The organism is Bartonella sp. MR110HLJHH, from assembly GCF_042194225.1.
GTDB classification, from domain to species: domain Bacteria; phylum Pseudomonadota; class Alphaproteobacteria; order Rhizobiales; family Rhizobiaceae; genus Bartonella; species Bartonella grahamii.
On sequence record NZ_JBHIMQ010000014.1, the window covers coordinates 1 to 25,195 of the forward strand.

The 25,195-nt window shown below is 35.6% G+C and carries 17 protein-coding genes, 3 tRNA genes and 4 pseudogenes; 12 read left to right on the forward strand and 12 right to left on the reverse strand.

All coding sequences use genetic code 11. The features are described from left to right. Positions 1–112: 112 nt before the first annotated feature. Positions 113–379, reverse strand: coding sequence for a hypothetical protein (locus ACFIKB_RS07850; protein WP_375642374.1), 267 nt, complete (start codon positions 377–379; stop codon positions 113–115). A gap of 1,037 nt (positions 380–1,416) precedes the next feature. Between ACFIKB_RS07850 and ACFIKB_RS07855 the strand changes: the two genes are divergently transcribed. From ACFIKB_RS07855 to ilvC, 3 genes are all read left to right on the forward strand, one after another. Further along, on the forward strand, positions 1,417–2,538 hold the full coding sequence (locus ACFIKB_RS07855; protein ID WP_375644771.1) for an ATP-dependent RecD-like DNA helicase: 1,122 nt from the start codon (positions 1,417–1,419) through the stop codon (positions 2,536–2,538). Between the two features lie 84 nt (positions 2,539–2,622). Then, the gene (locus ACFIKB_RS07860; protein ID WP_375636194.1) at positions 2,623–3,357 is read left to right on the forward strand and encodes a pyridoxine 5'-phosphate synthase; all 735 of its coding nucleotides are present in this window, start codon (positions 2,623–2,625) and stop codon (positions 3,355–3,357) included. 1,163 nt (positions 3,358–4,520) lie between these two features. Then, positions 4,521–5,540 (forward strand): ketol-acid reductoisomerase, encoded by a 1,020-nt coding sequence (gene ilvC / locus ACFIKB_RS07865; RefSeq protein WP_375636196.1) that lies wholly within the window; start codon positions 4,521–4,523, stop codon positions 5,538–5,540. 114 nt (positions 5,541–5,654) lie between these two features. Here ilvC and ACFIKB_RS07870 read toward each other — a convergent pair whose 3' ends face one another. The 4 genes from ACFIKB_RS07870 to ACFIKB_RS07885 form a co-directional block, all read right to left on the reverse strand. Then, complete coding sequence (locus tag ACFIKB_RS07870; protein WP_375636198.1) at positions 5,655–7,046, reverse strand: amino acid permease; 1,392 nt, start codon at positions 7,044–7,046, stop codon at positions 5,655–5,657. Positions 7,047–8,057: 1,011 nt separating this feature from the next. Then, positions 8,058–9,458 carry an amino acid permease gene (locus tag ACFIKB_RS07875; RefSeq protein ID WP_375636200.1) on the reverse strand — a complete coding sequence of 467 codons (1,401 nt, stop codon included), beginning with the start codon at positions 9,456–9,458 and terminating at the stop codon, positions 8,058–8,060. A gap of 651 nt (positions 9,459–10,109) precedes the next feature. Next, positions 10,110–10,610, reverse strand: a complete 501-nt coding sequence (locus ACFIKB_RS07880) for a LysE family translocator (RefSeq protein ID WP_375636202.1) — start codon at positions 10,608–10,610, stop codon at positions 10,110–10,112. A gap of 130 nt (positions 10,611–10,740) precedes the next feature. Beyond that, complete coding sequence (locus ACFIKB_RS07885) at positions 10,741–11,349, reverse strand: fumarylacetoacetate hydrolase family protein (RefSeq protein WP_375636204.1); 609 nt, start codon at positions 11,347–11,349, stop codon at positions 10,741–10,743. A gap of 455 nt (positions 11,350–11,804) precedes the next feature. Here ACFIKB_RS07885 and ACFIKB_RS07890 point away from each other — a divergent pair. After that, positions 11,805–12,929: pseudogene (locus tag ACFIKB_RS07890) on the forward strand (helicase-related protein); the annotation flags it as partial. Positions 12,930–13,016: 87 nt separating this feature from the next. On the opposite strand, the gene ssb reads toward ACFIKB_RS07890, so the two are convergent. The 5 genes and pseudogenes from ssb to ACFIKB_RS07915 all read right to left on the reverse strand — a co-directional run bounded on the left by ssb (position 13,017) and on the right by ACFIKB_RS07915 (position 15,658). Then, positions 13,017–13,469, reverse strand: coding sequence for a single-stranded DNA-binding protein (gene ssb, locus ACFIKB_RS07895; protein ID WP_375636206.1), 453 nt, complete (start codon positions 13,467–13,469; stop codon positions 13,017–13,019). Between the two features lie 172 nt (positions 13,470–13,641). After that, positions 13,642–13,880, reverse strand: a pseudogene (locus ACFIKB_RS07900) (hypothetical protein); the annotation flags it as partial. Positions 13,881–14,343: 463 nt separating this feature from the next. Continuing rightward, positions 14,344–14,850 (reverse strand): annotated as a pseudogene (locus ACFIKB_RS07905) (hypothetical protein). Beyond that, positions 14,837–15,183 (reverse strand): annotated as a pseudogene (locus tag ACFIKB_RS07910) (hypothetical protein). Before ACFIKB_RS07910 ends, ACFIKB_RS07905 begins: the two co-directional pseudogenes overlap by 14 nt. A 208-nt stretch (positions 15,184–15,391) precedes the next feature. After that, the gene (locus tag ACFIKB_RS07915) at positions 15,392–15,658 is read right to left on the reverse strand and encodes a hypothetical protein (RefSeq protein WP_375644768.1); all 267 of its coding nucleotides are present in this window, start codon (positions 15,656–15,658) and stop codon (positions 15,392–15,394) included. Between the two features lie 525 nt (positions 15,659–16,183). Here ACFIKB_RS07915 and ACFIKB_RS07920 point away from each other — a divergent pair. Continuing rightward, on the forward strand, positions 16,184–16,336 hold the full coding sequence (locus tag ACFIKB_RS07920; protein ID WP_375636210.1) for a hypothetical protein: 153 nt from the start codon (positions 16,184–16,186) through the stop codon (positions 16,334–16,336). Between the two features lie 255 nt (positions 16,337–16,591). Here ACFIKB_RS07920 and ACFIKB_RS07925 read toward each other — a convergent pair. Beyond that, positions 16,592–16,677, reverse strand: a tRNA-Leu gene (locus ACFIKB_RS07925). Between the two features lie 147 nt (positions 16,678–16,824). On the opposite strand from ACFIKB_RS07925, the gene ilvA reads away from it, so the two are divergent. The 3 genes from ilvA (at position 16,825) to ACFIKB_RS07940 (ending at position 20,343) form a co-directional block, all read left to right on the forward strand. Next, a complete protein-coding gene (gene ilvA, locus ACFIKB_RS07930) occupies positions 16,825–18,102 on the forward strand; it encodes a threonine ammonia-lyase IlvA (protein ID WP_375636212.1) in 1,278 nt (425 codons plus the stop codon). Between the two features lie 35 nt (positions 18,103–18,137). Continuing rightward, a complete protein-coding gene (locus tag ACFIKB_RS07935) occupies positions 18,138–18,668 on the forward strand; it encodes a hypothetical protein (protein ID WP_375636234.1) in 531 nt (176 codons plus the stop codon). Between the two features lie 292 nt (positions 18,669–18,960). Then, positions 18,961–20,343 carry a DEAD/DEAH box helicase gene (locus ACFIKB_RS07940; RefSeq protein WP_375644767.1) on the forward strand — a complete coding sequence of 461 codons (1,383 nt, stop codon included), beginning with the start codon at positions 18,961–18,963 and terminating at the stop codon, positions 20,341–20,343. 1,393 nt (positions 20,344–21,736) lie between these two features. On the opposite strand, the gene ACFIKB_RS07945 is transcribed toward ACFIKB_RS07940, so the two are convergent. Then, positions 21,737–21,811: transfer RNA gene (locus ACFIKB_RS07945), tRNA-Asn, on the reverse strand. Positions 21,812–21,995: 184 nt separating this feature from the next. Here ACFIKB_RS07945 and ACFIKB_RS07950 point away from each other — a divergent pair. From ACFIKB_RS07950 to ACFIKB_RS07965, 4 genes are all read left to right on the forward strand, one after another. After that, positions 21,996–22,069: transfer RNA gene (locus ACFIKB_RS07950), tRNA-Cys, on the forward strand. Positions 22,070–22,290: 221 nt separating this feature from the next. Beyond that, positions 22,291–22,965 (forward strand): protein-L-isoaspartate O-methyltransferase, encoded by a 675-nt coding sequence (locus tag ACFIKB_RS07955; RefSeq protein WP_375636216.1) that lies wholly within the window; start codon positions 22,291–22,293, stop codon positions 22,963–22,965. A gap of 108 nt (positions 22,966–23,073) precedes the next feature. Then, positions 23,074–24,315: a TolC family outer membrane protein gene (locus ACFIKB_RS07960; protein WP_375653237.1), complete on the forward strand. Its 1,242-nt coding sequence runs from the start codon at positions 23,074–23,076 to the stop codon at positions 24,313–24,315. 260 nt (positions 24,316–24,575) lie between these two features. Then, on the forward strand, positions 24,576–25,142 hold the full coding sequence (locus tag ACFIKB_RS07965) for a DUF2497 domain-containing protein (RefSeq protein ID WP_375653232.1): 567 nt from the start codon (positions 24,576–24,578) through the stop codon (positions 25,140–25,142). Positions 25,143–25,195 lie beyond the last annotated feature (53 nt).

Below are 25,195 nucleotides of genomic sequence, written 5' to 3' on the forward strand. Positions count from 1 at the left end.
TCAAAGAAACATTAGAAACATTGTGCGAAGCGTGCTTTATAGAGAAATGTTAGAAAATCCTATTCCCTAACTTTTATCTATGTATCCCGAACCTTAAAAAAGATTATAAAGATCAATTGATTATATAGATCAAAATAAAGTTTGTTACTCCTGTTTGGCAGATTAATTTTAAATTTGGCAGTTTCAGTAGAAGATTTCTATCAACTATAGTTCGCTCTCTGATTAAGATAAGAATATCTATCTCTTTGAGCTTATCTTCTAAATCACATTCTTTAGCTAAATTATTTATAACAAGCACTTCATGCGATTTCATTAATTTTGTAATAGACTGTAATGTTAGGGTGGCTTTTTGATAGTCATCTGGAATTAATATTTTCAATTTAAATCTCCCGTTTCATTCATCAATATTTGAGCTCATTATTTCATTTCTAAAACAACCAAAAAGCAATCTCACAGCTGATATTTTGACATAACGCCAAGCCTATTAACAAATTACCCCCCTTGATTTCATTGTTATTTCTAGCAATAAGAATAGCATTAATCAGTTAGTTTTTATAAACTTTAAAACATTGCGACAAAAAGAAAAAGTTTGACTCAGTAGATGGAGAATTGCGCTTTTCTCATATTCTAGAGGACGGATCTGAAGTGCTACGCTGGACTGAAACCCATGTCCCAATTTTCTTATAATAGACTACCAAGAAGGCCATACTTACGAACCAGATTTTATTGTCGAAACAGAAAAAGCTACATATTTGTGCGAGATAAAGCGCGCTTCATATAAGCGTGATGTCTCTCTTTATTCGTTGAGATATAACTTATTTGTAGCATGAAGAGTAAATTTATTAAAATCATGATAAGAGGGAGATAGGAACTTTATAGGTGTATCATCATAGGATTAAGTAGTTTTGTTGAGAGCTATTTCTGCCAAAAGGTTTTTGATATATGTAATTATTATTTCGTAATAGTGGATGTACTTTATTTTTATGTGCAAGAAAGCTGAGTGATTGTGTAAAATAGTATTCATAAAATTACATTATTCTTATCCTGTTAAGGACATTTTTTCTAGAGAGGGTTTTGCAACTGCAATGCTCTTTTTCTCATTCTAAATTTTGGTTAGAAAAAGCGTATATAGGTATTATTTTAAATTTAAGATATGTATATTCCATTGTTGCTGTTACTGTTGTAGAAAATGATATTTTATTTGATAAGTATAAGGTGTTACCAAGAAGATCGATGTATAGATAAAATTTAGATTTTTACTATATCTTGAAAAAGCAATGGGTAAATAATTGATAATTGTGCTACGAAAGTTGTTAGATGGGCGTGTGTCAGCAATTCTTAATAAAAAAGTTTTTCTTGATAGTCGTTTTTTTTCAAAATACTGCTCTTTTTATGCAAATCTTATGTTGGTAAGCTATGCAGTTTTCACGGGAACAGGATAATGCATTGAAGGCTGTTGCTGCGTGGTTGAAGGAAGGGCGTTCTCCACTTTTTCGCCTTTTTGGCTATGCGGGGACGGGCAAGACAACGCTTGCGCGCTATTTTGCAGAAACAGTTGATGGTTCTGTCCAGTTTGCTGCTTTTACAGGGAAGGCGGCACAGGTTTTACGCTCTAAAGGTGCAAGCAATGCTTGTACAATTCATTCGTTGATTTATTGTCCGCGTGGGGAAGAAGAAGTTTCCGATGAAATTACGGGAAAGAAGTCTATTGCTCCAACATTTACTTTAAATCGAAGGAGTGCAGCTGCACAAGCTAAGCTCATTATTGTCGATGAATGTTCGATGGTAGATGAAAAATTGGCGCGTGATTTAATGAGCTTTCGGACGCCAATTCTTGTTCTGGGTGATCCAGGTCAATTGCCTCCTATATCAGGTGGAGGATTTTTTTCCAATGGAGAACCAGATTTTCTTCTCTCAGAAATTCATCGGCAAGCGCGGGATAATCCGATTATTCGTTTAGCTATGGATGTGCGTGAAGGACGCGATATTGCTTATGGTGACTATGGAGAAGCGCGCGTTGTTACACGTAAAGAGGTCAATCAACAATTGGTTTTGGATGCTGATCAGGTATTGGTAGGGGTTAATCGTACGCGCTACCTTTATAATCAGCGTTTGCGTGTGTTAAAAGGATTTACAGCAGATTATCCGCAAGCAGGAGATAAGCTGGTGTGTTTGCGAAATGATCCTACTAAAGGTTTGTTGAATGGCTCTTTATGGAAGGTGATGACTTCACAGAAGGAAACAGTTAAACCAAGTATTAATCTTCTTGTGAAACCAGAAGAAAGTGAGCGTGGGGTAGCAAAGATTAAACTGTTAAAAGCAGCGTTTGAAAACCCTGATCAAGAAATTTCATGGCAATTAAAAAAGCGATATGATGATTTTGATTATGGGTATGCATTAACGGTTCATAAAGCGCAAGGTTCTCAATGGAATAACGTCGTTTTGTTTGATGAAAGTTTTGCATTTCGTGATATGTATGCGCGCTGGCTTTATACGGGAATTACGCGCGCAGCAGAACGTTTAATGATTGTTCGATAGAAAAAATATGTATATCATCTAAGTTTCAGATGGAAAATGCCTTTTTTCTATCTTGTTACACATTATAGAAAAATGGAAATGGGCATGGCGGTAAAACTTTCGGTTAATCTTAATGCTGTTGCTGTTTTGCGTAATCGACGTAATCTTCCGTGGCCAAGTATCACGAATATGGGGCATATAGCGCTTGCTGCTGGAGCGGCAGGTTTGACGGTTCATCCACGCCCCGATGAAAGGCATATTCGTTTTGCGGATTTGCCAGATATATATTGTTTAATCAAGAATACTTTTCCTACAGCTGAGTTTAATATTGAAGGTTATCCAAGTGATCAATTTTTGGATATCGCTGAAAAGTATGCTGATCAGATTACCCTTGTTCCTGATGATCCAGATCAGTCAACATCTGATCATGGTTGGAATTTTGCTCATGATGCAGAATTTTTAACACCTATTATTCAGCATTTGAAAAAAAGAAAGATTCGTGTATCACTTTTTGCTAATCCTACTATCGATGGTCTTGATACTGCTAAAGCAATAGGGGCTGATCGTGTGGAGTTTTACACGGGACCTTACGGTGGTGCATTTCAGGATAAGATAAAACAGGATCAAGAGCTCAATAAACTTGTTTTAGCAGCAAGAAGAGCAAAAGAGTTGCAGTTAGGTATGAACGCAGGGCATGATCTGACGCTTATGAATCTTCCTGCTCTTGTCAAAAACATTCCTTGGCTTGATGAAGTTTCTATTGGTCATGGGCTCATTGCCGATGCATTAGAGTATGGAATGCATGATACTGTTCAGCGTTTTATCCGGTTATTATCGTAATCTTTTTCTCTCTATAAAATTGAAAGAGAAATTTTTATAAAGCTTTGCCAATTTATCTTTAAAAAATAATATATGTTTAGATAAATAGCACTATTAGCGTGCATTATAAATATTCTATTGTTGCTCTGTTTATTGGTTGCTTTCTATCTTTTGTTTTGAGTGTATGCGGTGTTTTTTATTTGTACTATCTATTAGGGAGAAGAAATAGGGTTTGGAAAGTGTTTTCCTTATAAAGAAGTGCGTAGGATTTTAATGGATCAATACACAAATTTTCTTGATGTTTGAGCTCATTTTACGGGTTATCTGTAAATAGTATAACGTAAAATCTTCATGAATGATATGAAGTCTATTGCTATCATCATTTTATTGGCTAATTCAATGTTGTGGCAGTTTTGGGCATATTGGGCATATAAGGGTTTTGATGATTTCATCATGAATAGATTTAAAATCAGAAAATGCTTTTTATGAATAGGCTTAATGCAATAAGAGCTGTCAAATAGAATGATGATATCGACTTGTAGCTTTATGAAGTAAAGAGAGTGGTGTGTAATAAATCTTAGGCGATTATAGGGGATTCTTGAAAAGGGCTCGAGCACATTAAAAGTTTTTTTATAAGGCGCCATAAATGAATAACATAATGGCAGTATGGGGGTGTTCTTTTTCGCGTGAGAAGCGCGGATATTAAAGAACGTAAAAAGTAAAAACGTCCTCTCTATTATTCTAAAGATATTGTTGTATATGCTTTTGAAGATTGTATTAAAACAATACTTATTATTTTGTAATTTTTCTTGCTATCCGTATTGATTTGGTTCATGTTAACAATTGTATATTGTATCTTAATTTTTAGAATATAGGGTTTTGTTGCACGATAGAAGAGTAAAATATTAGCAAATATATTTTCTTTAGAAATCTTGTTTTGTGTAATTATTGTTTTTGTGGAATAGCAGTTGAAGTTGATTTGGGGATCCGTATATGTTTTGGGAATGTTTGGGGACTACAGTTTTTTTATGCAATATGTAAACTTTAAAAATTATTCAATTGCTATGTTCTTATAAGCGGTGTTTTTTGCCTTTATAAGTGTGTGATGCACTGAAGATAATGTTTCTTATTTAATAAAAATAATCTGAAATCCAGTTTAAATAGAAAAAGAAGGAAGTTTTTTTATGCGTGTTTATTATGATCGTGATGCGGATGTTAATCTTATTAAAGGGAAAAAAGTAGCCATTGTTGGTTATGGTTCTCAAGGGCGTGCGCACGCTTTAAATTTGAAAGATTCCGGTGTTAAAAATGTGCAAATAGCTTTACGTTCAGGGTCGGAAACAGTTAAGAAGGCTATGGCCGATGGTTTTGAAGTGGTGAGTGTTGCGGAAGCTGCAAAATGGGCAGATCTCATCATGATGGCAACACCAGATGAATTGCAAGCTGATATTTATAAAGAGCATATTCATGATCATTTACGTGATGGGGCGGTGATTGCTTTTGCGCATGGTTTGAGCATTCATTTCGGCTTAATTGAACCTAAAAAAACAGTTGATGTTGTGATGATTGCTCCTAAAGGTCCAGGTCATACAGTGCGCAATGAATACCAACGTGGTCGTGGTGTTCCTTGCTTAATAGCGGTGGCACAAGATGCTTCAGGACATGCTCATAATGTAGCATTGTCTTATGCATGTGGTCTTGGTGGTGGACGTGCTGGGGTAATTGAAACAACATTTAAAGAAGAGTGCGAAACTGATCTTTTTGGTGAACAAGCGGTACTCTGTGGAGGTCTTGTTGAACTGATTCGAGCAGGTTATGAAACATTAACACAAGCAGGTTATGCACCGGAAATGGCTTATTTCGAGTGTTTACATGAAGTTAAACTGATTGTTGATCTCATGTATGAAGGGGGCATTGCAAATATGAATTATTCGATTTCCAATACGGCTGAATGGGGCGAATATATGTCTGGTCCACGCGTGATTACTGATGAAACAAAAGCAGAAATGAAGCGTATTTTGAAGGATATTCAGACGGGTAAATTTACGTCAAATTGGATTCAAGAGTATAAAGCTGGTGCAGCTCATTTTAAAGGCATGCGGCGTTTAAATGATAATCATCCTATTGAAGAAGTTGGTAAAAAACTTCGTTCTATGATGCCTTGGATAAAGTCTAACGCTTTGGTTGATAAAGAGCGTAATTGAAGCTTCTAAAGAGATATTTTGTTAATAGCTTTTATAATTTTATAGATAAATATCAAAAAAGGGTAACTTTAGTTACCCTTTTTTATATGTTTTTTGCAACATAAGCTTTATTTTTTAATTTTTTGCATAATTCTTTCTTCCAAAAAGAAAGTATACAATTCCTAAAAATATGAACCACGCTGGAGTGTATTTTAAAGCTATGGCAGTATCAGCTTCTAATGATAATAAATAAATAATGAATGCAAAGAAAACAAGAAGCGCCCAACACATAATAACACCTCCTGGCATTTTATAAGGAGAGACAGTATGCTGGAGAGGACGATTACGACGATAGACGATATAGCTGATCAAAATGATAGACCATACAAATATAAACAAAATTGCGGCAATCGTCGTAACAATTGTAAAAGCAGCTATGAGGGTTTGAGATAACGATACAATTGCATAACCAAATAAGATGCATAAACATGAAAAGAATAATGCGTTGGCTGGAACGTGGTTACGAGAAAGTTTTCCGAGAAATTTAGGAGCACCTTTTTGTGTTGCTAGCCCATATATCATACGGCTGGTAGAAAAAATTCCACTATTTGCTGAAGATGCGGCAGCTGTGAGGACAACAAAGTTCATCAAACCAGCAGCAGTTGGAATACCAATAAGTGCATACATTGTTACAAATGGGCTTTTTTCTGGACTGATTTGATTCCACGGTGTCACAGACATAATCACAAGAAGAGAGAATATATAAAAGAATACAATGCGGATTGGTATTGAATTAACAGCCTGTGGTAAAGCTTTTTGAGGCTCTTGTACTTCAGCAGCAGCTGTTCCAGCGAGTTCAATGCCAACAAAAGCAAAAATAACAATTTGGAATCCAGCAAAAAAGCCTGTAATTCCTCGCGGAAAAATATTTCCACCATTCCATATATGGCTAAGAGAAGCAACCGTGCCGTTTGGAGAGACAAAACCGGTAAAGATCATATAAAATCCTACAACAATTAAGACTAGAATTGCTACGATTTTGATAAAACCAAACCAAAACTCAAGTTCGCCAAATAGTTTTACGGCGACGAGGTTAAGAATTAAAAAGGACATAAGACCAATTATAACAGGAATCCACGAATTGAGTTCAGGCCACCAAAAGTGTGTATAAGTGACAATAGCAATAATTTCAGCAGTTCCGGTGACAATCCAACATAACCAATATGTCCAGCCGATAAAGAATCCGGCACACGGACCTAGAAGATCGGTTGAGAAGTCAATAAAAGATCGATATTGTGTATTAGAAAGCAATAACTCTCCCATAGCACGCATGACAAAGTATAGAGCACAACCAATAATTGCATAAACGAGTAGAATTGAGGGTCCTGCTACACTGATTGTTTTTCCTGATCCCATGAAGAGACCTGTTCCAATAGCACCACCGAGGGCTATAAGTTGTATGTGTCGATTATGTAGTCCACGTTGCAATTTCTTCTTAGGTTTTTTTTCTAAATTTTGTTTGTTCATTTTTGGGAAGTTCCCCTTAGTTATTTTTAAATAAAAATTATCCTAAAAAAGGTAATGCCTTCTATCGGAACACGCTATGGTTAAGGAGTAAAGGAATTTTTTTCTATGACTATATGTCAATAAAGAAAAAACATTATAAATTAATGGAATAATTATTTTATACATAAGAACTAAAATATAAATTATATTATATTTTTTATGTTTTATACATAAATTATAAAAATTATATATTATTTATTATTTATAATAAATAATATTATTTATTATAAATAATAATTTATTATTTATATATATTTTATTTGCAATTATTTTGTAATAAATCATTGTACTAAATAGCTTTCATTTAAAATTATTTATTAATAAATATTTTCCATTACAGAAAAATATAAATAAAATTATAAATTTATTAAATTTAAATATTTGTATATAAATATAATAATATTCAAATTGTTAAAATATTATTTAAATATTAAAAATATATTTTAAATTTAAATTTAAATATTTATATTTAAAATTTATTATAAATAGAAAAATATTTTCATAGAATCTTTTTTTATTGTAGATAGCTATTAAGATATATTCTGTTTAGAGCTGTATTTTTAATTTTGCTAAAAAATTGAATATAACTTTTTGGGGGTGGTTTTAGATAAAAGCTCATGTTTTATTAATAAACAATATCAGTGAAGTTTATAGAGAATTCTTCACAGAATAGCGCGTTTCTTATCCTATAATGCAGTAAAATACTGTTGTTTAGAGTAGTGATATAAAGCATATAAAATTTTACATATTAAGTATTTTTAGAATGTGTGGTGAGTATTCAGGGTAGGGCTAGCCCATAGAGCCTTATGTAGGTGAATCATATAAGTGGTCAGCAGGCATCTCTCTTAACAAAGTCGGATTGTTTACAAACCAAGACTTGCGAGGAATCCTCGTCTTTTGAGGTATGAGGAGGAGGTTAAGTAGAAAAAGGGTAACTTTAGTTACCCCTTTTTGAGATGTTTTGTATAGATTTTATTTGTTCTTTGGAGAGATTTTTTTTCTTATAAATATAAAATACATTATACCTAAGAAAATAAACCAAAAGATACTGTATTTTAAAGCTGTTAGGGTATCATGTTCTAATGTCAATAAATAGAGCATGAAAGCAAAAAAGACTAACACGATCCCGCACATAATGACACCTCCCGGCATTTTGTAGACGGATTCAGCATGTAGATGAGGGTGATTGCGACGATACACAATATAGCTAATCAAAATGACGGACCATACGAATAAAAATGCAATCGCTGAAATGCTCGTCACAATTGTAAAAGCACTTATGATGCTTGGAGATGATGATGCGATTGTGTATCCTACTAAAATACATAGGCAGGAAAAGAACAGAGCATTGGCTGGAACATGGTATTTGGAAAGCTTCCCTAAAATTGGAGGAGCACCTTTTTGTGTTGCAAGCCCGTATATCATGCGGCTAGTCGAAAAAATACCACTATTTGCTGAAGAGGCAGCCGAGGTGAGAACAACAAAATTGACCAAACCAGCAGCTATTGGAATGCCTGCAAGCCAAAACATGGAGACAAAGGGACTTTTTTCTGGAACAATTTGATTCCAAGGAGTAACGGACATAATCACAGTGAGAGAAAGGATGTAAAAGAGTACAATACGCACCGGTATTGCATTAATTGCTTTAGGGAGAACTTTTTTAGGTTCTTTAACTTCAGCTGCCGTTGTTCCAGCAATTTCTATACCAACAAAAGAAAAAATGGCAATTTGAAATCCAGCAAAAAAACCTGTAATTCCTCGCGGGAAGATATTTCCATCGTTCCATACATGGTTAAGAGAGGCAACAGTACCATTCGGAGAGGTAAAGCCTGTGGCGATCATATAAAATCCAACAATAACTAATGCCAAAATTGCTACGACTTTGATAAGACCAAACCAGAATTCAAGTTCACCGAACAATTTTACGGCAAGGAGGTTAAGGATTAAAAAGAAACCAATGCAAGCAAAAACAACAATCCATGGATTAAGTGTTGGCCACCAGAAATGCATATAGTTAATGATAGCAATAATATCTGCAGCTCCAGTTACAACCCAGCTTAACCAATAGTTCCAGCCCACAAAGAAAGCGATTCCTGGTCCTAGCATATCGGTTGAAAAATCAATAAGGGACCGGTATTGTGAATTAGAAAGCAATAATTCTCCCATAGCACGCATTACAAAATATAGGGCACATCCAATAATAGCATAAACGAGTATGATGGAAGGGCCTGCTACACTAATTGTTTTTCCTGATCCCATGAAGAGACCTGTTCCAATAGCTCCACCGAGGGCTATAAGTTGTACGTGACGGTTATCTAGGCCACGTTGTAGTTTCATATGAGGACCATCTTTTAAATTTTGTTTACAGTTCATTTTTTGGGGGTTCCCTTTAATTATTTTGAGATTAAATTACACTAAAAAATGCATCATTCTGTATCGAAGCATGATATAAATGAGGTGTAAAGGAAAAAAACGTTTTTTATGATTTTGTGTGGATAAAGACAAGAATATGGTTTTGAAAAAAGAGGATGTTTTCCTCTTAAATAACGTAACAGATATTTGAATAGGAAGTTTTTTTATTGTTATTATTCACAATGGTGAGAATTTTAATTTTGCTCAAATAGCGCTCAAGAGTTCTCATCTTAGTTTAAGAAACAGTTTTTAATGATAGAAAATTAAAATGATTTTTAAAATCACTTTTTGTTTGTATGATGCTATCATAAATCAAAAAGTTACTTTTGTTTCATAAACGAAAAGAGGAATATCATAGCTTATTTCTTCTAAAGTAATTAATAAGGATTTTGTTTAGATATTGATAACATTTTATAAAACGTTGCGAGAAATTCACATCGTTTACACAAAAATCCTTGAGACTATGATAAAGAAATGCAGCGTAATTCAGTTATACAAAGAAAAAACTGGGGATTGTATAAGCTCTGTTAGAGGTTGAGCTATTCATCGTGAGAGACAGAATCAGAAAAAGATTGCTTTATTAGCTTTGCAATTTGTTATCAAAAGATAAAACTATCCAAAGAAAATGAAAAAAGAAAACAGAGATAAAACTGTTCCTGTCGCTATATTAATCGCACCTTTTATTCGCTGCTTTTTTAAAGCGGAGCTGGCAAATGATATAAAAATGGTCATCAAGGTAAACCATGCAAAGATGTTGAAGGAATGTATGGTTACAAGTTCAAAGCCTTTTTTAATGCCACCACCAGAAGATAAAAATTTCGGGAAGGCCGCTATATAGAATATTGATACTTTGGGGTTTAGTATTTGTGTCAGAAAGCCGTCTCTGTAGCTGGTTAAAAGCTTTGTTTCACTCGTAGCATGCTTTTCATTCGTTGAACTTCTTTCTTTTGAATTTAAGTTGTGTATTCCAGATTTAATTGATTTAAAGCCCATGTATAATAAATAGCTGCCATCCATGAGTTTTACTAAAAAAAACAGCGTTTTGTTGTTGAGAATGAGCGCTGATACACCTAGTATGGAAAATGCCCCCCATGCACATATGTTGCTGTACACAATCCTAAAACGTTTACAAATGCGTTCTTTCTTCCTAATCTCGTTGCATTATCGATGATAAGGGCCATATTCGGCCCCGGTGAGATGACTAAAAAAAATGAAACAATGAAAAAGGTCAGTATTTGATGATTCATTTTACTTTTAGCTCTGAAATTAATTGATTTTCGAGATACAATTCTATTCTGTCAAACTGAGAAAGTTTTCCGACACCCTGTGGAGTGCCTGTGTATATGAGATCACCACGTCTTAGCTGAATGTAGTGACTTAAAAATGAGATTATCTTCTCAAAGCTAAAGATCATATTTTTCGTATTGCCAACTTGTCTTGTTTCGCCATTCAACTTCATTGCAAAGGTTATTGGGTTGTTTATTTTTTCCTTGTTTATGAAGTCAGAGACGTATGCAGCGCCTTTAAATCCTTTCGATAAAAGCCAAGGAAGCCTTTTTCCTTTCAGTTTTGTTTGCAAATCCCGCGCTGTGAGATCAAGACCTATTGCTACGGCATCATAGCATTTTTCTGCTTCTTCCTCTGTGACCATGAAAGCGTCCTTTGAGATTTTGAGCACAATTTCAGTTTCAAAATGGATTTCTTTGGAAAAATCAGGGAGATAAATTTCATTGCCTAAGATGAGTGAACTGTTTGGCTTGCTAAAGATAACGGGTTCATTTTCAACAGTATTGCCTAGTTCATGAACATGTTCAACATAATTGAGTCCAACACAGTAAATGTCATTTATCATAGGAGCCCTCCAAATTTTTTATTTTTTCTTTGTATAGGCAAGAGAGAACTTTGCAAACAACATTTTTTCTTATCTCGTGTTGTGCGTTTTCTGAACAAGAGGCATTGTGTGGGTTGATAACTAACCACGATGACAGCCCTTAGCATTGTCTCTCTTTTGAAGAGTGCCTAATCTTACAGTTTTTGAGAGATAAGAAACACTGCTTTCATTTTGGTTGCTAATCGCGTGAAATTCCTTTAATACTTTAAAGGTGTTTTTGGTTGTCTAGGCAGCGATCAGTAGGGTCTGAAAGCCCTAAAGTTTGATCATAAAAATGAGCCCACTCTGTGGGTGTATCGGAATTCTGGGAGATTTTGCTATGTCCAAGTGCGATGAGCACTAAAAGCAAAAAAGCTGATTCAAACTCAGTACTTTCAGGCTTCCGGAATACTAATGCGAGGGCGCTTACACCTGCACAAGTCCCCTTGCTTTCCTTTGCGGTATGTTCTGATATATGAATTGGCAAGCGTCGTAAAACACAAGATGATGCTGTCGAACTCGATGTTTCAGATCTCGCTCTACCAGCTACCAACTGATGCTCAAAAACTTTGAGAAAAAGCAAATAAAGCCTTAGCACATGCAATGACCGTGGTGTTTGCTACTTACCAATCAATCCAAGTGATTGCGGATGAGCAAAAGGAATGTGATTTATCCGAATTTGATCTGATCATTTGTGATGAAGTACACCGTACGACTGGGGTTGTGTTGGGAACAGACAAACGTGAATCTGAATTTATCAAGGTTCACGATAACAGCATCATTCGGGGTAAAAAACGTCTGTACATGACAGCAATCCCCAAGGTCTTTACGGATAATGCCAAAAAGCAAGCCAATGAGATCAATGCCGTTCTGGCTTCTATGGATGATGAAGAACTCTATGGAAAAGAGCTTTATATCTATACATTCTCTCAAAAGCCGTTAAGAATGAACTTTTATCTCCTTATAAGATTATTATTTTGGGTGTTGATGAAGAGGAAGTAAGTCAATCCATTCAACATCTGATAACAGATGAGAATTATGGACTTATTCTTGACGATAAAACCAAGATCATAGGCTGTTATCAAGCCCTTGCTAAAATAGATCTGAAGGTTGACTTGAGTGATAACCCAAATCTCATGCGTCGGGCTTTGGCTTTTTGTAAAGATATCAATAGGTCTAAACGTATCCGTGATACATTCAATTCTAAAGAAATACAGAAAGAATTATATGATCTTCATAAGGTCCATAAAGAGACTCCGCCTTTTGACTGTAAATTTGCTCATATTGATGGAACACAAAGTGCCAAAGAACGTAATAAAGCCCTTGATTGGCTTAAGGAAGATGCGGGGGAGAATGTTTGTCCGTGTTTGCTCACCAATGTAAGATATCTCTCTGAAGGAGTAGATGTCCCTGTTTTTGATGCGGTTATGTTTTTACATCCCCATAAAAGTCATGTAGATGTCATACAGGCGGTGGGGCGTATCATGCGTCGTGCAAGGAGAAAAAAGAGAGGCTATATCATTTTACCCGTTGGGGTACCTGCCAGTGTTTTTGCTCGTGAGATGCGTCCGTTTGGTTCTCTGATACATCCTTTAATTCGAGGACGTCCGCGTTTTGTACGGTTTTTTCTCTTTGCCATATTTTATCAGTCAGAATGGGATAGCATCATTAAGAGATGCACTATGATCAGCAGCACCTGAAACGATAGCATAATTTGGGGTAGTAATGGATGAAGGAGTAGGGGATGCCGATTGATCTTTCTTTGCATCAAGTAAATATAATTCGCCTTTAAATTGTGGCAAGATAATCTCTGTTGAGTAACGGCCATACCCATTTTTATCTTGCCATTTGCGTGTCTGTAATTTGCCTTCTACGTAAACCTTTGAACCTTTGTTTAGATATTGAAGTGCAATTTTTGCCAAATGTGGATTAAAAATCACAACTGAATACCATTCTGTTTTTTCTACTTTTTGATTGGTCTTTTTATCTACATAGCTCTCAGAAGTCGCTATACTAAAATTGACTATTTCTGTACCAGAATTCATTGTTTTGCTTTTGGGATTAGCACCTAAATAGCCAATTAACATCACTTTATTTAGCATGTTTTCACTTACTTTTTTAATAATTTTTTCAATTATTTCAAAATGATATTATTATTTTTTAACATATAAAATTATGGTTTTTTATCTTTTGATAAACATAAAGCCACATCACGCAAATGACATGGCTTTCTTTTTGCTGTTTAAAAGCATAGTGTCACAAATGCTAGCATTGACCACAAACCTGAGCATTATCAGAAATATAGGCATCATTATAAATCCATGCATTACCACCAACCCAGCAATTCCCTTCGTGACTTAAATTGCCCTCATGCTCTATAAAACCACCAAGTCATCCGCTTTTACATTACCAAAGTCTCTTAATGCACGTATGCGATAAATGGTTCGAACTCGATCACTTAAAAGATCTTTCACTGTTTTCATTTCATTTGTTAATTCATATTTTTTTTGCAAGAGCGTGCTTTTGAAAGGAGGGGGTATCATTTGCAACAGTAGCAATAATGGAGGTCATTTGATTTTTAACTATAGCGTTCATACTAGTAATCCTTAACGTAATGGAGTTTTCAATTGACACCCTATAAGGGCACTGGGCGTTGAAAACACGGCGTTAAGTCCGTCGCTATGCTTTCCCCTAAAAAGGGTCTTGTATGACATAACCACACCCGACAAAATCATTATATGTCCTCACAAGCACAAAAGATAGTCAGTATTTTAAAGGCATGGGAGAGGCTGTTTCGTAACCTATCCGCTTAACTCTAAGTATTTTTACACACTTGATACTTTCTTAATAGCATGACTTTGCAATTTTTTCTTTTTTATACTTACCTAATTGAATATAAATCGCTTTTTCTAGCTTGCTATCTATAAGGTCATAAGAATGAATTCTTTGTAAAAAATTATAAAATCGGAAATTTTACTATGGCTTTTTAACTGAGCACTGTAGTGCGTAAATGGACATGTTTATTAAATTGCGTGTGCTTAACATAAGAAACAATACACAGACTAAAAAGAGTACTAAAGAGCAATATCTAAGTACCAGTATCCAATGGAAAAGAAAGCTTATGCTCCAAGTACTTAGAAATGATGGGTAAAGAGACCGTTTCTTTATAACTACTTGGGAAAATTAAAACGACAAGCGCTAAACTTATTAGCTTTAAGAGTCTGTGCATATACTGGTGTAAATCACGTGTTAGTTTCACCCAACCTGTTGTATTTCCGCATTTGTATTTTGGGTTGCTCTGCAATTCAGAAGGAATATTGGAATTGCATAAAATTGCAAAAACAGTTGTGACTATTACCAAAGAAACAGATGCGAATGTCAAAATACTCTGAATAAAGTAAAGATTTTTTTAATTCCTAAAAAACATAAAAATATAAAAGTTATAATGCCAAACAAGGCTCTTAGCTGCTTATCTGTAAACATATTGATTTCCTGCGGTTTTCGATAATTTTTTGATCTCTCTGTTGATCTCGTCTATAAGAGGTTCGTAATTGAGAATGTTTTTTAGAATAGCACCACCGTAAACTCATGCTTTTACTTGTGCTTTGGTACTAAAATCCGCATTCTTAGGTGTTTTGTAATACTGATCAGCATCAAATTTTTCACACTCTCTTGTACCGTCTTCATATTCGTAGAGCTTGTAAAAATACTCCTCTGCCCCATCCTCCATGGTGTATATCCCACTGCTGTTGTAACAAACCTCTTTCGCATGGGCTGTTTACGGTTTTTTAAGAATAGATGTTTTAAAATGAACATGCTTTAATCCTAATTTTACAAATTTGTCTATTTGCCTCAAATTTGACCGTACAGAGCGTTTTATATTATAAATTTTTTATCATAAAATCTTAAATCGCTGTGTACGGTGCCTTTATGTCGATTTAAATGCACATCTAATCACAAAACGATCAGCACTTTTCACTAGTTTGCTAACCTGCAATGTTTTTCACTGTTCCTCCAAGACCATTTAAATCCCTTCAAGCTTTTGCTTTTCAACCAACGTGAGTGGTCTTGAATCCTCTTTCATTGCCTTTTCTTTCAGCCTTTTTTCACGGGTGTTCAAAACAGCTTTGCGTACAAGATTGGCTTTCGCCAAAAGACTGTTTTCCAAGTGATCTTGTAGCGCATGTCCTTTTGCATACACCGTCTTAATCATTTCTTCTTTTGAGGCATTGCCTTTATCTGTTGTTACCTTCATTTTTGTAAGCCATTGCTGAAAACGCAAATAGCGCATACCATCGCCTTCAAAACGAGAGGATTCAAAATTGACAGTGCTACTTGTTATATTGCTGTCTACACGAGAAATTGTCCAGCCTGTCTAGGTATCTAGATCAAGGCAGAGAATGGTTTGTGCATTGATGATCATATTCCCCCATTAAGGCTGTTGCGTATTTATATGTGCGCTATGACAGAGCGTGTTGTGATTGCCTGTCTTGAAAAAATGTTTGTGAGAAAATACTTGAAACTACTTTTTGGCTAAATTTTTTACTGCCATTCGAGGAAAATAATCTTGGAAGCAGTTAATCTTCGAATTTATTCTTCTTGTTTTTGAGTTACATCTTTTTGTGTACGTATTAATTTCAGCTTCTTTATTATCTTTTTTCTGAGCTTTTGCATTGTTTTACAAGAGTCATGAAGAGTAGGAGCCACCCCAAAATTAGCAATAAAATAGATAACAACTGCTTCTACTAAACTCAGATCTATCTCCGTTTCATACCTCACTTCCTTTTCTTCATATTATCTTACTCCTGTTAAGAGCGTGAATGGTGCTGCTGGTGTTGGAGAAATCTTAGGATTGATGATGAGGCATTTGTTAGATGCAAATGACCTCGAAAAAGAGCTTAAGCATTACAAATCAGTTACAACAGAAGTTAAGCGAATTTTACCAAGCCCTGTTGTGAAAGCTACTTAACGTTAAAAACATGACTCATTTCCTCATCCTTAAGGATGAGGAAATAGAGATTGACTGCCTCTCCACCCTAAAAGACGAGGAGGAGGTCAAAGTGCTAAAAAGGTACTTCAAAAAGCAGCAATGATTCGTATTTTAGCATCATCGCGGTGCCGTCTGATAGCGTTATAATGGAGTTGCGAAAGGTGGTTTAGAAGGTGGTTTAATTTTTGTTGATTTTTAATAAATCATTGGAAAATAAGGGGAATTAAGACAGTCTGGTGCGGACGGCGGGACTTGAACCCGCAAGGTCTTTGACCGGCAGATTTTAAGTCTGCTATGTTTACCGTTTTCATCACGTCCGCGATGAGAGTTCTCTCATAAGCTATATCTTTTATTGAATCAAGAATTAATGACAAAAGAAACATTTTTCATTTTTTTAGTAAAATTTTGACTGACAATAGTTTTCTTTATCGCTAGAAAAAGCTTTTATAATGTAAATAAAGCATGAAATGATTAGTGTTATGAGTCAATTTATTCAAGACGTCACAAAAGCTATGGTGGGATTGCATCACGTGTTTGCTGAAACACCACTTCAAAGAAATGATTTTCTTAGTCAAAAGTATGATGCAGAAATTTATTTAAAGCGTGAAGATTTAACACCGGTGCGGTCTTATAAGATTCGTGGTGCTTTCAATTTTGTTTCAGAAATGCTGAGCAGTCTATCACCAGATTCTGCATTTGTTTGTGCTTCAGCAGGGAATCACGCGCAAGGGGTTTCTTTTGTTTGTCGTTATTTTAAACGTAAAGGCGTGATTTTTATGCCTATGACAACGCCACAACAAAAAATTGAGAAAACACGTATTTTTGGTAAAGAATTCATTGATATTCGTTTGATTGGTGAAACATTTGATCAATGTTATGAAGCTGCGCAATCCTTTGTCGTAGAGAGCGGTGGTGTAATGGCTCCACCTTTTGATGATATTCGCATTATTACAGGGCAGGCAACAGTGCTTTGTGAAGCTGCTTTACAATGGAAAAAACTCAATGGAGAAAGTGAGCCAGATTTGATGATTGTGCCGGTAGGGGGTGGTGGTTTGGCAAGTGGGGTGAGCAAGTTTTTACATGAATATGGTTGGAAAACAAAGCTTCGTTTTGTTGAGCCGCAAAGAGCTGCAAGTTTGCTTGCTTGTTTGGAGAGTGGAAAACGCGTCAAGCTTGAAAATATTGACACTTTTGTAGATGGTGCTGCTGTGGCTGAAATTGGTGCGCTAAACTATACAATTCTAAAGAAATTTTCTCCTGATTCTGTCATTACGGTTCCTGAAAATCGTGTTTGTTCTACGATGGTTGAAATGCTTAATGTTGAAGGTGTGGTCCTTGAACCGGCTGGTGCTTTATCGATTGATGCGCTTAACAGTATTCCTCCTCAAGAGTTAAAGGGGAAAAAAATTCTTCTCGTTATTTCAGGAGGTAATTTTGATTTTGAGCGTTTGCCAGAAATTAGAGAGCGTTCTTTACGTTTCCAAGGGTTGAGAAAATATTTTATTTTTAGTTTTCCGCAACACCCTGGTGCATTGCGTCATTTTCTTTCCACATTATCACCAGATGATGATATCGTACGTTTTGAATATCTTAAAAAATCAGCGAGAAACTTTGGTTCTGTATTGGTTGCGATTGAAACAAAAAAATACGGTAATTTTTGCCTTTTAGAGGAAAAATTTCAAGCGTTAGGTTGGCGTTATCGTGATATTACTGATGATCAAACGTTATTTGATTTCGTTATTTGAGGAACTGAAATTTTACTAAAACAAGAAGTACAATGATGAAACCTATTTTTTATTTGGTGCTGAGTCTATTTTTCTTTTTGATTGTTAATCAACAGAGTTTAGCATCTCAGCCTACAATAATACAAAAAGCTGAACTTTCAAGAGTTGTTGTTGATGTCAATAATGCTATAAAAAATAGGGATTTTACACCTATTTCTCGTTATATGCCTGAGCGACTTTATAAAGAGATGGCACATCGATTGAATACAACAGAGAGTGCTTTACGTAGTGATTTTCTTCAACAGTTGCATAGGAAATTTGAGGATTTGCCTTCTGGTGCTTATTATTTAGATAAAGAAAATATAGAGTATTTACAAACTGATAACGGTACTTTGTATGCTTTAATTCCAACAGTTCTTGAGATGAAGGATCGCATCATTCGATATAAAACTTTGGCGATTTTTGATAAAACTCAATGGTATTTAATTTATGGCGGTCAAAAAACTTTACAAAACCCAGTTTTTCTCGAGATTTATCCTGATTTTATCAAGGTACATTTACCGATGGACACAATCATCAAAAAGTAAACGATCTAAATATTGTTTTTTTATTCATGATAAATGTATTTCGTAAAGTTCTTGCTTTTTTATCATAATCCAAGGATAATGGGGATGAAGGCATTTAGGCTGGTTTGTTGGCTTTTTGTAAAGTGAAGTTTATACGCCTTTATCTTGATTTCAAGGTGCTCATGAGTTGCGCAAGCTGCTTTTTAAGCGTTGCTTCATTTAAAATGTCAGGGATTTCTCTTGCGCGGATTCTTGAGTGGAAAGTTCAGCTGGTTACTTGTTTTGAGTTCTTCAGCTGAGGAAAGATTGTATTTTGCCTATAAACGAAGAAAATGTTTTTACAAAGTTAGGTTTGCCTACTCTTTTGATTAAAAATTTACTCATTGCTGGGATGAGTAAACCTAAACCTATACAAGAACAAGCTATTCCAATGATGTTGAAAGGACATGATATTTTAGGTGTTGCTCAGACAGGTTCTGGAAAAACCTTGGCGTTTGGTTTACCTATTTTAAGTCAGATTTTGGCTTTGGGTAATAAACGCTGTCCTAAAACTGCACGCGCTTTGATTTTAGCTCCAACGCGTGAACTTGCTGTCCAGATTGATGAAACGATTCGCACTGCGGCGAAGGGAGCTCATCTTTCAACATGTCTTATTTTTGGGGGCGTGTCACGTTTAAAACAAATTAAACGTATGGAAGCAGGGGTGGATGTTTTGATAGCGACTCCAGGGCGTTTGAGAGATCTTGTTCGTGAAAAGTGTGTTGATCTTTCCCAATCTCGTTTTTTGATTTTGGATGAAGCAGATCGTATGTTGGATATGGGGTTTATTCATGATGTCAAGCAAATTGCAAAGCTTTTGCATCAAGAGCGTCAGACAGCACTCTTTTCTGCAACAATGCCGAGGGAAATTGCTGTGCTTGCAAAATGTTTACTCAATGATCCTGTTAAAATTGAAGTTGTTCCTCAAGGTACTACGGCTGTAGAGATTTGCCAAAAATTATATTGTGTTCCTACGAATGAAAAAAAGAATGTTTTAAGTAAACTTTTGACAAATCCAGCTTTTAATTCGGTTATTGTTTTTACCCGAACTAAACATGGGGCTGATTCTGTTACACGTAGTTTGGCAAAGATAGGATATTCAGTCGCAACGATTCATGGGAATAAATCACAAGGTGCTCGCCAGTCTGCTTTAAAAGCTTTTCGTGAAAGATCTGTGCAGATCCTTGTGGCAACAGATATTGCTGCACGCGGTATTGATATACCAGGGATAAGCCACGTTATTAATTATGACTTACCAGATGAAGCTGAAAGTTATGTACATCGTATCGGTCGTACAGGACGTAATGGTGCATCTGGTGAAGCACTTACACTTTTTGATGAGAAGATAGAAAGGGAACGGTTGCGTGCTATAGAGCGCTTGATTCGTATGAAATTGGTGGCTGAGTCAGTTCCAGAGCAATTTGCAGCGTTTCCAGAAAAGCCAATTGTGCCAGAAAGTAGAGAAAAAGAAAACGATAAGGAACGCCGTTTTAAAAAATCTAAACGTCAAAAACAGTTTTTAGGTCGAAAAGATGATGCCGCACAGTTGCAGCGGAAGAATTCTTCATCTCCAAATGAGAGGCATAAAAAAGCAAAAGCGGTGCCAAAGCGTGCAAAGCCTTTTCGTTTTCGAAAATCAGTTAAGAAGGCTGCCTAGATAAAGTCTTGAGAAAAGATTATGTACTGGAGATTTTTTACTTTTGTTGATTTGTTCTCAATTGAAAAGAGGTATAAAATATTCTTGCCAAAATAAGAAGGTCTTTTAGAGGTTTTCATTTCTAAAAAATGAAAACCTCTAAGTGTTTGGATTATTTAAAAATCTTTTAAAAAGAAATTATTACTGTAGAGGCGATTATTTATTTTCTTTATTTCCATTTTTTAAAATGGGAATGAAAATAGATTTTATTTATATAAAATTATTTTTTAAAAGATGTGTTTTATCTTTAATGATAACTTTTAATTTTAAAAATTTATTTCTAATAATAACTCATTGTTTTATATATTGAATAATTCATTATATCGTAAAATTTTTTTCATTTTGAAGCTATTTATGTGGATCAATCAAAAGTATTCATTTGCACGTTATATGTGAAATTATCGTATAGATAAACATTTGAGAAATAAATAAAATGATTCTTATAAACTCTTTCAAAGGCAAGGGGTATTGCTAAGATTGAGAGTTGGAAAATAGTATGATGGTATGGCTTTTATTATAAATAAAGATGGGATGATTAATCGATTTCATTTTATATCATTTACGGGAGTCATTGTGAAATGGGCTTGGGGGGAATTTAAGAGATATCTCTTTAGAAAAGCGTGTGACTGCATAATGAAATAGCAAGAATGTCATGATTTCTGAAGGCTTTCTCAGGATTCTTAACAATTTAGCTTGTTATCTTGGTTTTTATTGTAAAACACTATTATTTGGGGGGATATAAAGCCTATAAGACTTTATGTATTAAATGTTTTATGACAGTGGGATGAAATATCCAAGGCAAGGTTGTTTGTAAAGCGTTGAAGTGGTTAGCAGGAGGAACAACCTGTTAGATAAGACGCCGGAATGTTTACAGACTTGTTTGATGTTTTTTGCTTTTAAGATGGGGAGGCGGTTATGTGGGATGTATGGAGATAATATATGCCCTGATTGTTGTTTCTTCCATTTTTCAAAATGATTGCTTCATGAGCAGTTTTTTAAGTTTAATTGCTTTATGGAGTACAAATCATTTTTTCCTTGGACAAAAATTATATGAGATCTTTTTCATTGCTGATGGAGCTTAATAATTCCTTCTCGTGAAAGAAGCCCTATTTTATAATGTGCAAATAATTGCAGAGCTCTCTGATAGAGGCGCGGTAGTTTGAAAAAAGTAATCTTATTTGTGCTATTTTAAAATGAATCAATGGTTCTTTGCGTTCATTGAAAAAAATACATCCCGTAGGATATTGCGTTTCTACTTTATAGTAAAAACCTTATTCCCTCACTTTTATTAACGAATTCCTCACTTAAAAAAACATATGGAAAACCAATAAGTTATTTGTGATAGAAAAGAATGTGGCTCCCCGGGCCGGATTCGAACCAGCGACCAACCGGTTAACAGCCGGTTGCTCTACCGCTGAGCTACCGGGGAATGGTGCCCAATCATTTAGTTGAAAAGGCTATAGCAAAGCAATACTGATTTGCAAAGGATAAAATTACTTTTTTTAAAAAAATATGATAAATTGTGTAATAAGAGGAAAAAAGGCGAGAGAAAATTTCTACACCTTGACGGATGCGTTGCCTTCCCTTATTGAAACCTTTATGTTTGTTGACGAGGCCTCGTGGCGGAATGGTTACGCAGAGGACTGCAAATCCTTGTATCCCGGTTCGATTCCGGGCGAGGCCTCCAGCCGATTTTAAACGAAACGGCTTTTAGGGGAGATGAGGTATAGGAAAATAGATTATTTCCCTCTAATAGTTGTGAAGACACTTTTTTATGAGAGATCATACAGTTAAAATCTAATTGTTGACTGGAGCATCCTTTTTCGTAACGCTCATAGTTTGAGAGATCTTCGTCCATCATTGTCGCTGTTTTGTTTGTTTTTTGTAGGTTAGGAGAAAATATTCGTTATGGTTGCAGATTTTGCTGAGCTTCGTCGCAAAATGGTTGACAATCAAATTCGTACAGTTGATGTAACGGATTTATCAGTTCTTGAAGCGTTTTTAACGGTATCTCGTGAAGATTTTGTATCGGAAGATATGAAAGTATTAAGTTATCTTGATACCGACATTGTTCTATGTCCAGTACAAGATGGGGTTCCTGCACGCTATTTGATGAAACCTGCATCTCTAGCGAAATTACTACAGCTTGCCGCTGTAAAATCATCAGATGTTGTTTTAGATATTGGTGCAAATAGTGGTTATTGTGCAGCGTTGCTTGCAAAACTTGCAGGGTCTGTGATTGCGTTGGAAAGTAATAAATCTCTTTTTGAACGTGCTCTTGAAGCTTTAGAACGTAATCAATGTGATAATGTGGTTGTCGTTCATGGTCCATTAGAGCAAGGATATGCCGTTGAAGGACCTTACGATGTGATTTTCATTGAGGGATCTGTTGATTTTATTCCACAAGGTATCTTTGATCAAATGAAAGACTGTGGACGTCTTGTTGTGGTTGAAGGGTATGGAAATGCTGCTGTTGCACAAATCTATATAAAAGAAGATGGAATCATTTCGGCACGTCGTGCTTTTAACCTCGCTGTAAAGCCTATTCCTTGTTTTTTAAAAACACCTGGTTTTGTGTTTTAGTGCTTGTTTGTTTTGTGAATAAAAGATAATTTTGTAATTTATTTGGGGTTTGTTATTGTGTGTATTGTGTTTAGAGTAAACAAGAAGTTTCAGGTGTGTTTATTACTGGTGTTGAGTATTTTACTATCAGATACTGTTTATGCTGAGACATTGATGGATGCCTTTTCTAAGGCTTATAAGCATAATGCTAAGTTGAATAGTGAACGTGCAGCTGTGCGTATATCCAGTGATGATGTTGTCATTGCGCGATCAGGGTTATTGCCTCAAGTTGAGGGGGTTGGGAGCTATGGTCGGAATAAGTCTTTTACAGGTCCTTATGTCACTTCTGGATCTATAGGCGTGAGATTAAATCAAAGATTATTTGATGGTTTTATCACGCAAAATATCTTTTCTTCAGCTCAAGTTAAGTTGCAGGCTCAGCGTGAATATCTTCGTAATATTGAACAAAATACGTTTCTGGAGACAGTGACCGCTTATGCTAATGTCTATCACGCACGTCGTGTTGCCGATCTTCGGAGAGAAAATTTGGCAGCTCTTGAAGAACAAGTTCGCTCCAATAAAGCAAAATTTGATGTGGGTGAAGGAGGGCATGTTGATCTTGCTCAAGCTCAAGCTGCACGTTCCGTGGCTGTTTCAGAGCTGAGTCTTGCTCGTGCTGATGTAAAAGCAGCAGAGGCAGTGTATCGACAAGTTATTGGTTCTGATCCTGAAAAGTTGAAACGCCCACCCGTAGCCAAAGATTTTCCCGTCAACCTTGATATGGCTTACCAAATGAGCGTTGTGATGCATCCAGCAATCCTTTATGCTAAATATTTAGTCGATGCGAGTGTTTACAATGTAAAGGCGAAAGAAGGAGCATTGCTCCCTAAAGTTGATTTTTCTGCAACAGCATCTTATAATCGAATCTACAGCGGTGCTGGAGAGGATGGAGTTTCTAAATCAATAGGATTGTCAGTAAGTGTCCCAATCTTTGAAGGAGGGCGTATGTCTGCGCAAATTCGTCAATCAAGGGAACAGCTTGGACAGGCGCAGCTTCAACTCGATTTGGCGCATAGTAATACTAGGCAAGTACTTACTTCTGCTTGGTTTCAGTTAGAGGGCGCGCGCTCATCTGTTATTGCTTACCGTGAAAGTGTTCGTGCTGCTGAAATTGCTCTGAAAGGCCGTGTTCAAGAAAATCGCGTAGGGCAAGCAACGACGCTGGATGTTTTAAATTCTCGTACTCAATTGATTAATGCTCAGATTGCGCTTGCAATGGCGGAGCGTAATGCTGTTGTGGCAAGCTATAGTGTTCAATCTTCTATTGGTAGATTGACTGCAAATTATTTAGGTTTAAAAACAATTAAATAATATATCCGATAATGCATAAAAGTATCTCTTTAATCTTAAATTATTTTAGTTTTTAAAAGATTAGTAAATCAATAGTTGAATATGTTTAAAAATAGAATGGTGAGATGTTATTTTTATAAGTGTAGAAAATTGTGTGTAGCGCCCTCTTTATGACAAGCATATTTGAAAATATCGCGGGAGGCATGTTGATCTTATGATTCTTTTGCATACACTGAAAGTATGATTCTATTTGTTGTTGCGTCTTTGAGAGGTTGTAAAGTATGGTACAGAGTTCAAGCGTGTTACGTGAGCCAAGTATGGATGAAATTTTAACATCTATTCGTGAAATAATCGAAGAAAATGCGGTTCAATCTGATCACTTTTTAAATGAAGATGTTGCAGTGAATGCTTCGGAAGGTCGTTCAGAATCTGCATCAGAGGGTGTTTATGATACAACCTTATCGGTTGATGATGCTATGAAAGCTTTAGCTGATCGTATTGGTCTTTCTTCTGAAAATCAAGGGGGGAAGATAACGCAAGAGAAAGAGGATATAGAGGCAGAAAATAATACAGTTGGTATGGATATGCAAAAGACGAAGCTTTCTTCTGAAGAACGGAATTCTGTTTATAAAGCAAAAGAATATGAAGATGAGATAAGGAAATCACAGTCAGAAGCTAGAGGGGATGGTCATGTGGAATTGTCTGCATATTGTATTTCTTCTGCAGAAAAAATTGCAAAGGATGTGTTGCGTCCGGCTATAGCAGAATGGTTACAGTCTAAATTGCCTATTTTGCTGGAAGATATTTTGCGTGAAGAGATTGTGAAAGCGATTAAAAAATCATCTTAATTGTTTTTATGTTTTTCATTTTATGAGAATTTTGTTTGCGATTTTGCGAGCTC

Excerpts from the sequence above, each read along its gene's own strand:
- ACFIKB_RS07855 (WP_375644771.1), top strand. The coding sequence starts at position 1,417 with ATGCAGTTTTCACGGGAACAGGATAATGCATTGAAGGCTGTTGCTGCG.
- ACFIKB_RS07860 (WP_375636194.1), top strand. The coding sequence starts at position 2,623 with ATGGCGGTAAAACTTTCGGTTAATCTTAATGCTGTTGCTGTTTTGCGT.
- ilvC (WP_375636196.1), top strand. The coding sequence starts at position 4,521 with ATGCGTGTTTATTATGATCGTGATGCGGATGTTAATCTTATTAAAGGG.
- ACFIKB_RS07870 (WP_375636198.1), bottom strand. The coding sequence starts at position 7,046 with ATGAACAAACAAAATTTAGAAAAAAAACCTAAGAAGAAATTGCAACGT.
- ACFIKB_RS07875 (WP_375636200.1), bottom strand. The coding sequence starts at position 9,458 with ATGAACTGTAAACAAAATTTAAAAGATGGTCCTCATATGAAACTACAA.
- ACFIKB_RS07885 (WP_375636204.1), bottom strand. The coding sequence starts at position 11,349 with ATGATAAATGACATTTACTGTGTTGGACTCAATTATGTTGAACATGTT.
- ssb (WP_375636206.1), bottom strand. The coding sequence starts at position 13,469 with ATGCTAAATAAAGTGATGTTAATTGGCTATTTAGGTGCTAATCCCAAA.
- ACFIKB_RS07915 (WP_375644768.1), bottom strand. The coding sequence starts at position 15,658 with ATGCGCTATTTGCGTTTTCAGCAATGGCTTACAAAAATGAAGGTAACA.
- ilvA (WP_375636212.1), top strand. The coding sequence starts at position 16,825 with ATGATTAGTGTTATGAGTCAATTTATTCAAGACGTCACAAAAGCTATG.
- ACFIKB_RS07935 (WP_375636234.1), top strand. The coding sequence starts at position 18,138 with ATGAAACCTATTTTTTATTTGGTGCTGAGTCTATTTTTCTTTTTGATT.
- ACFIKB_RS07955 (WP_375636216.1), top strand. The coding sequence starts at position 22,291 with ATGGTTGCAGATTTTGCTGAGCTTCGTCGCAAAATGGTTGACAATCAA.
- ACFIKB_RS07965 (WP_375653232.1), top strand. The coding sequence starts at position 24,576 with ATGGTACAGAGTTCAAGCGTGTTACGTGAGCCAAGTATGGATGAAATT.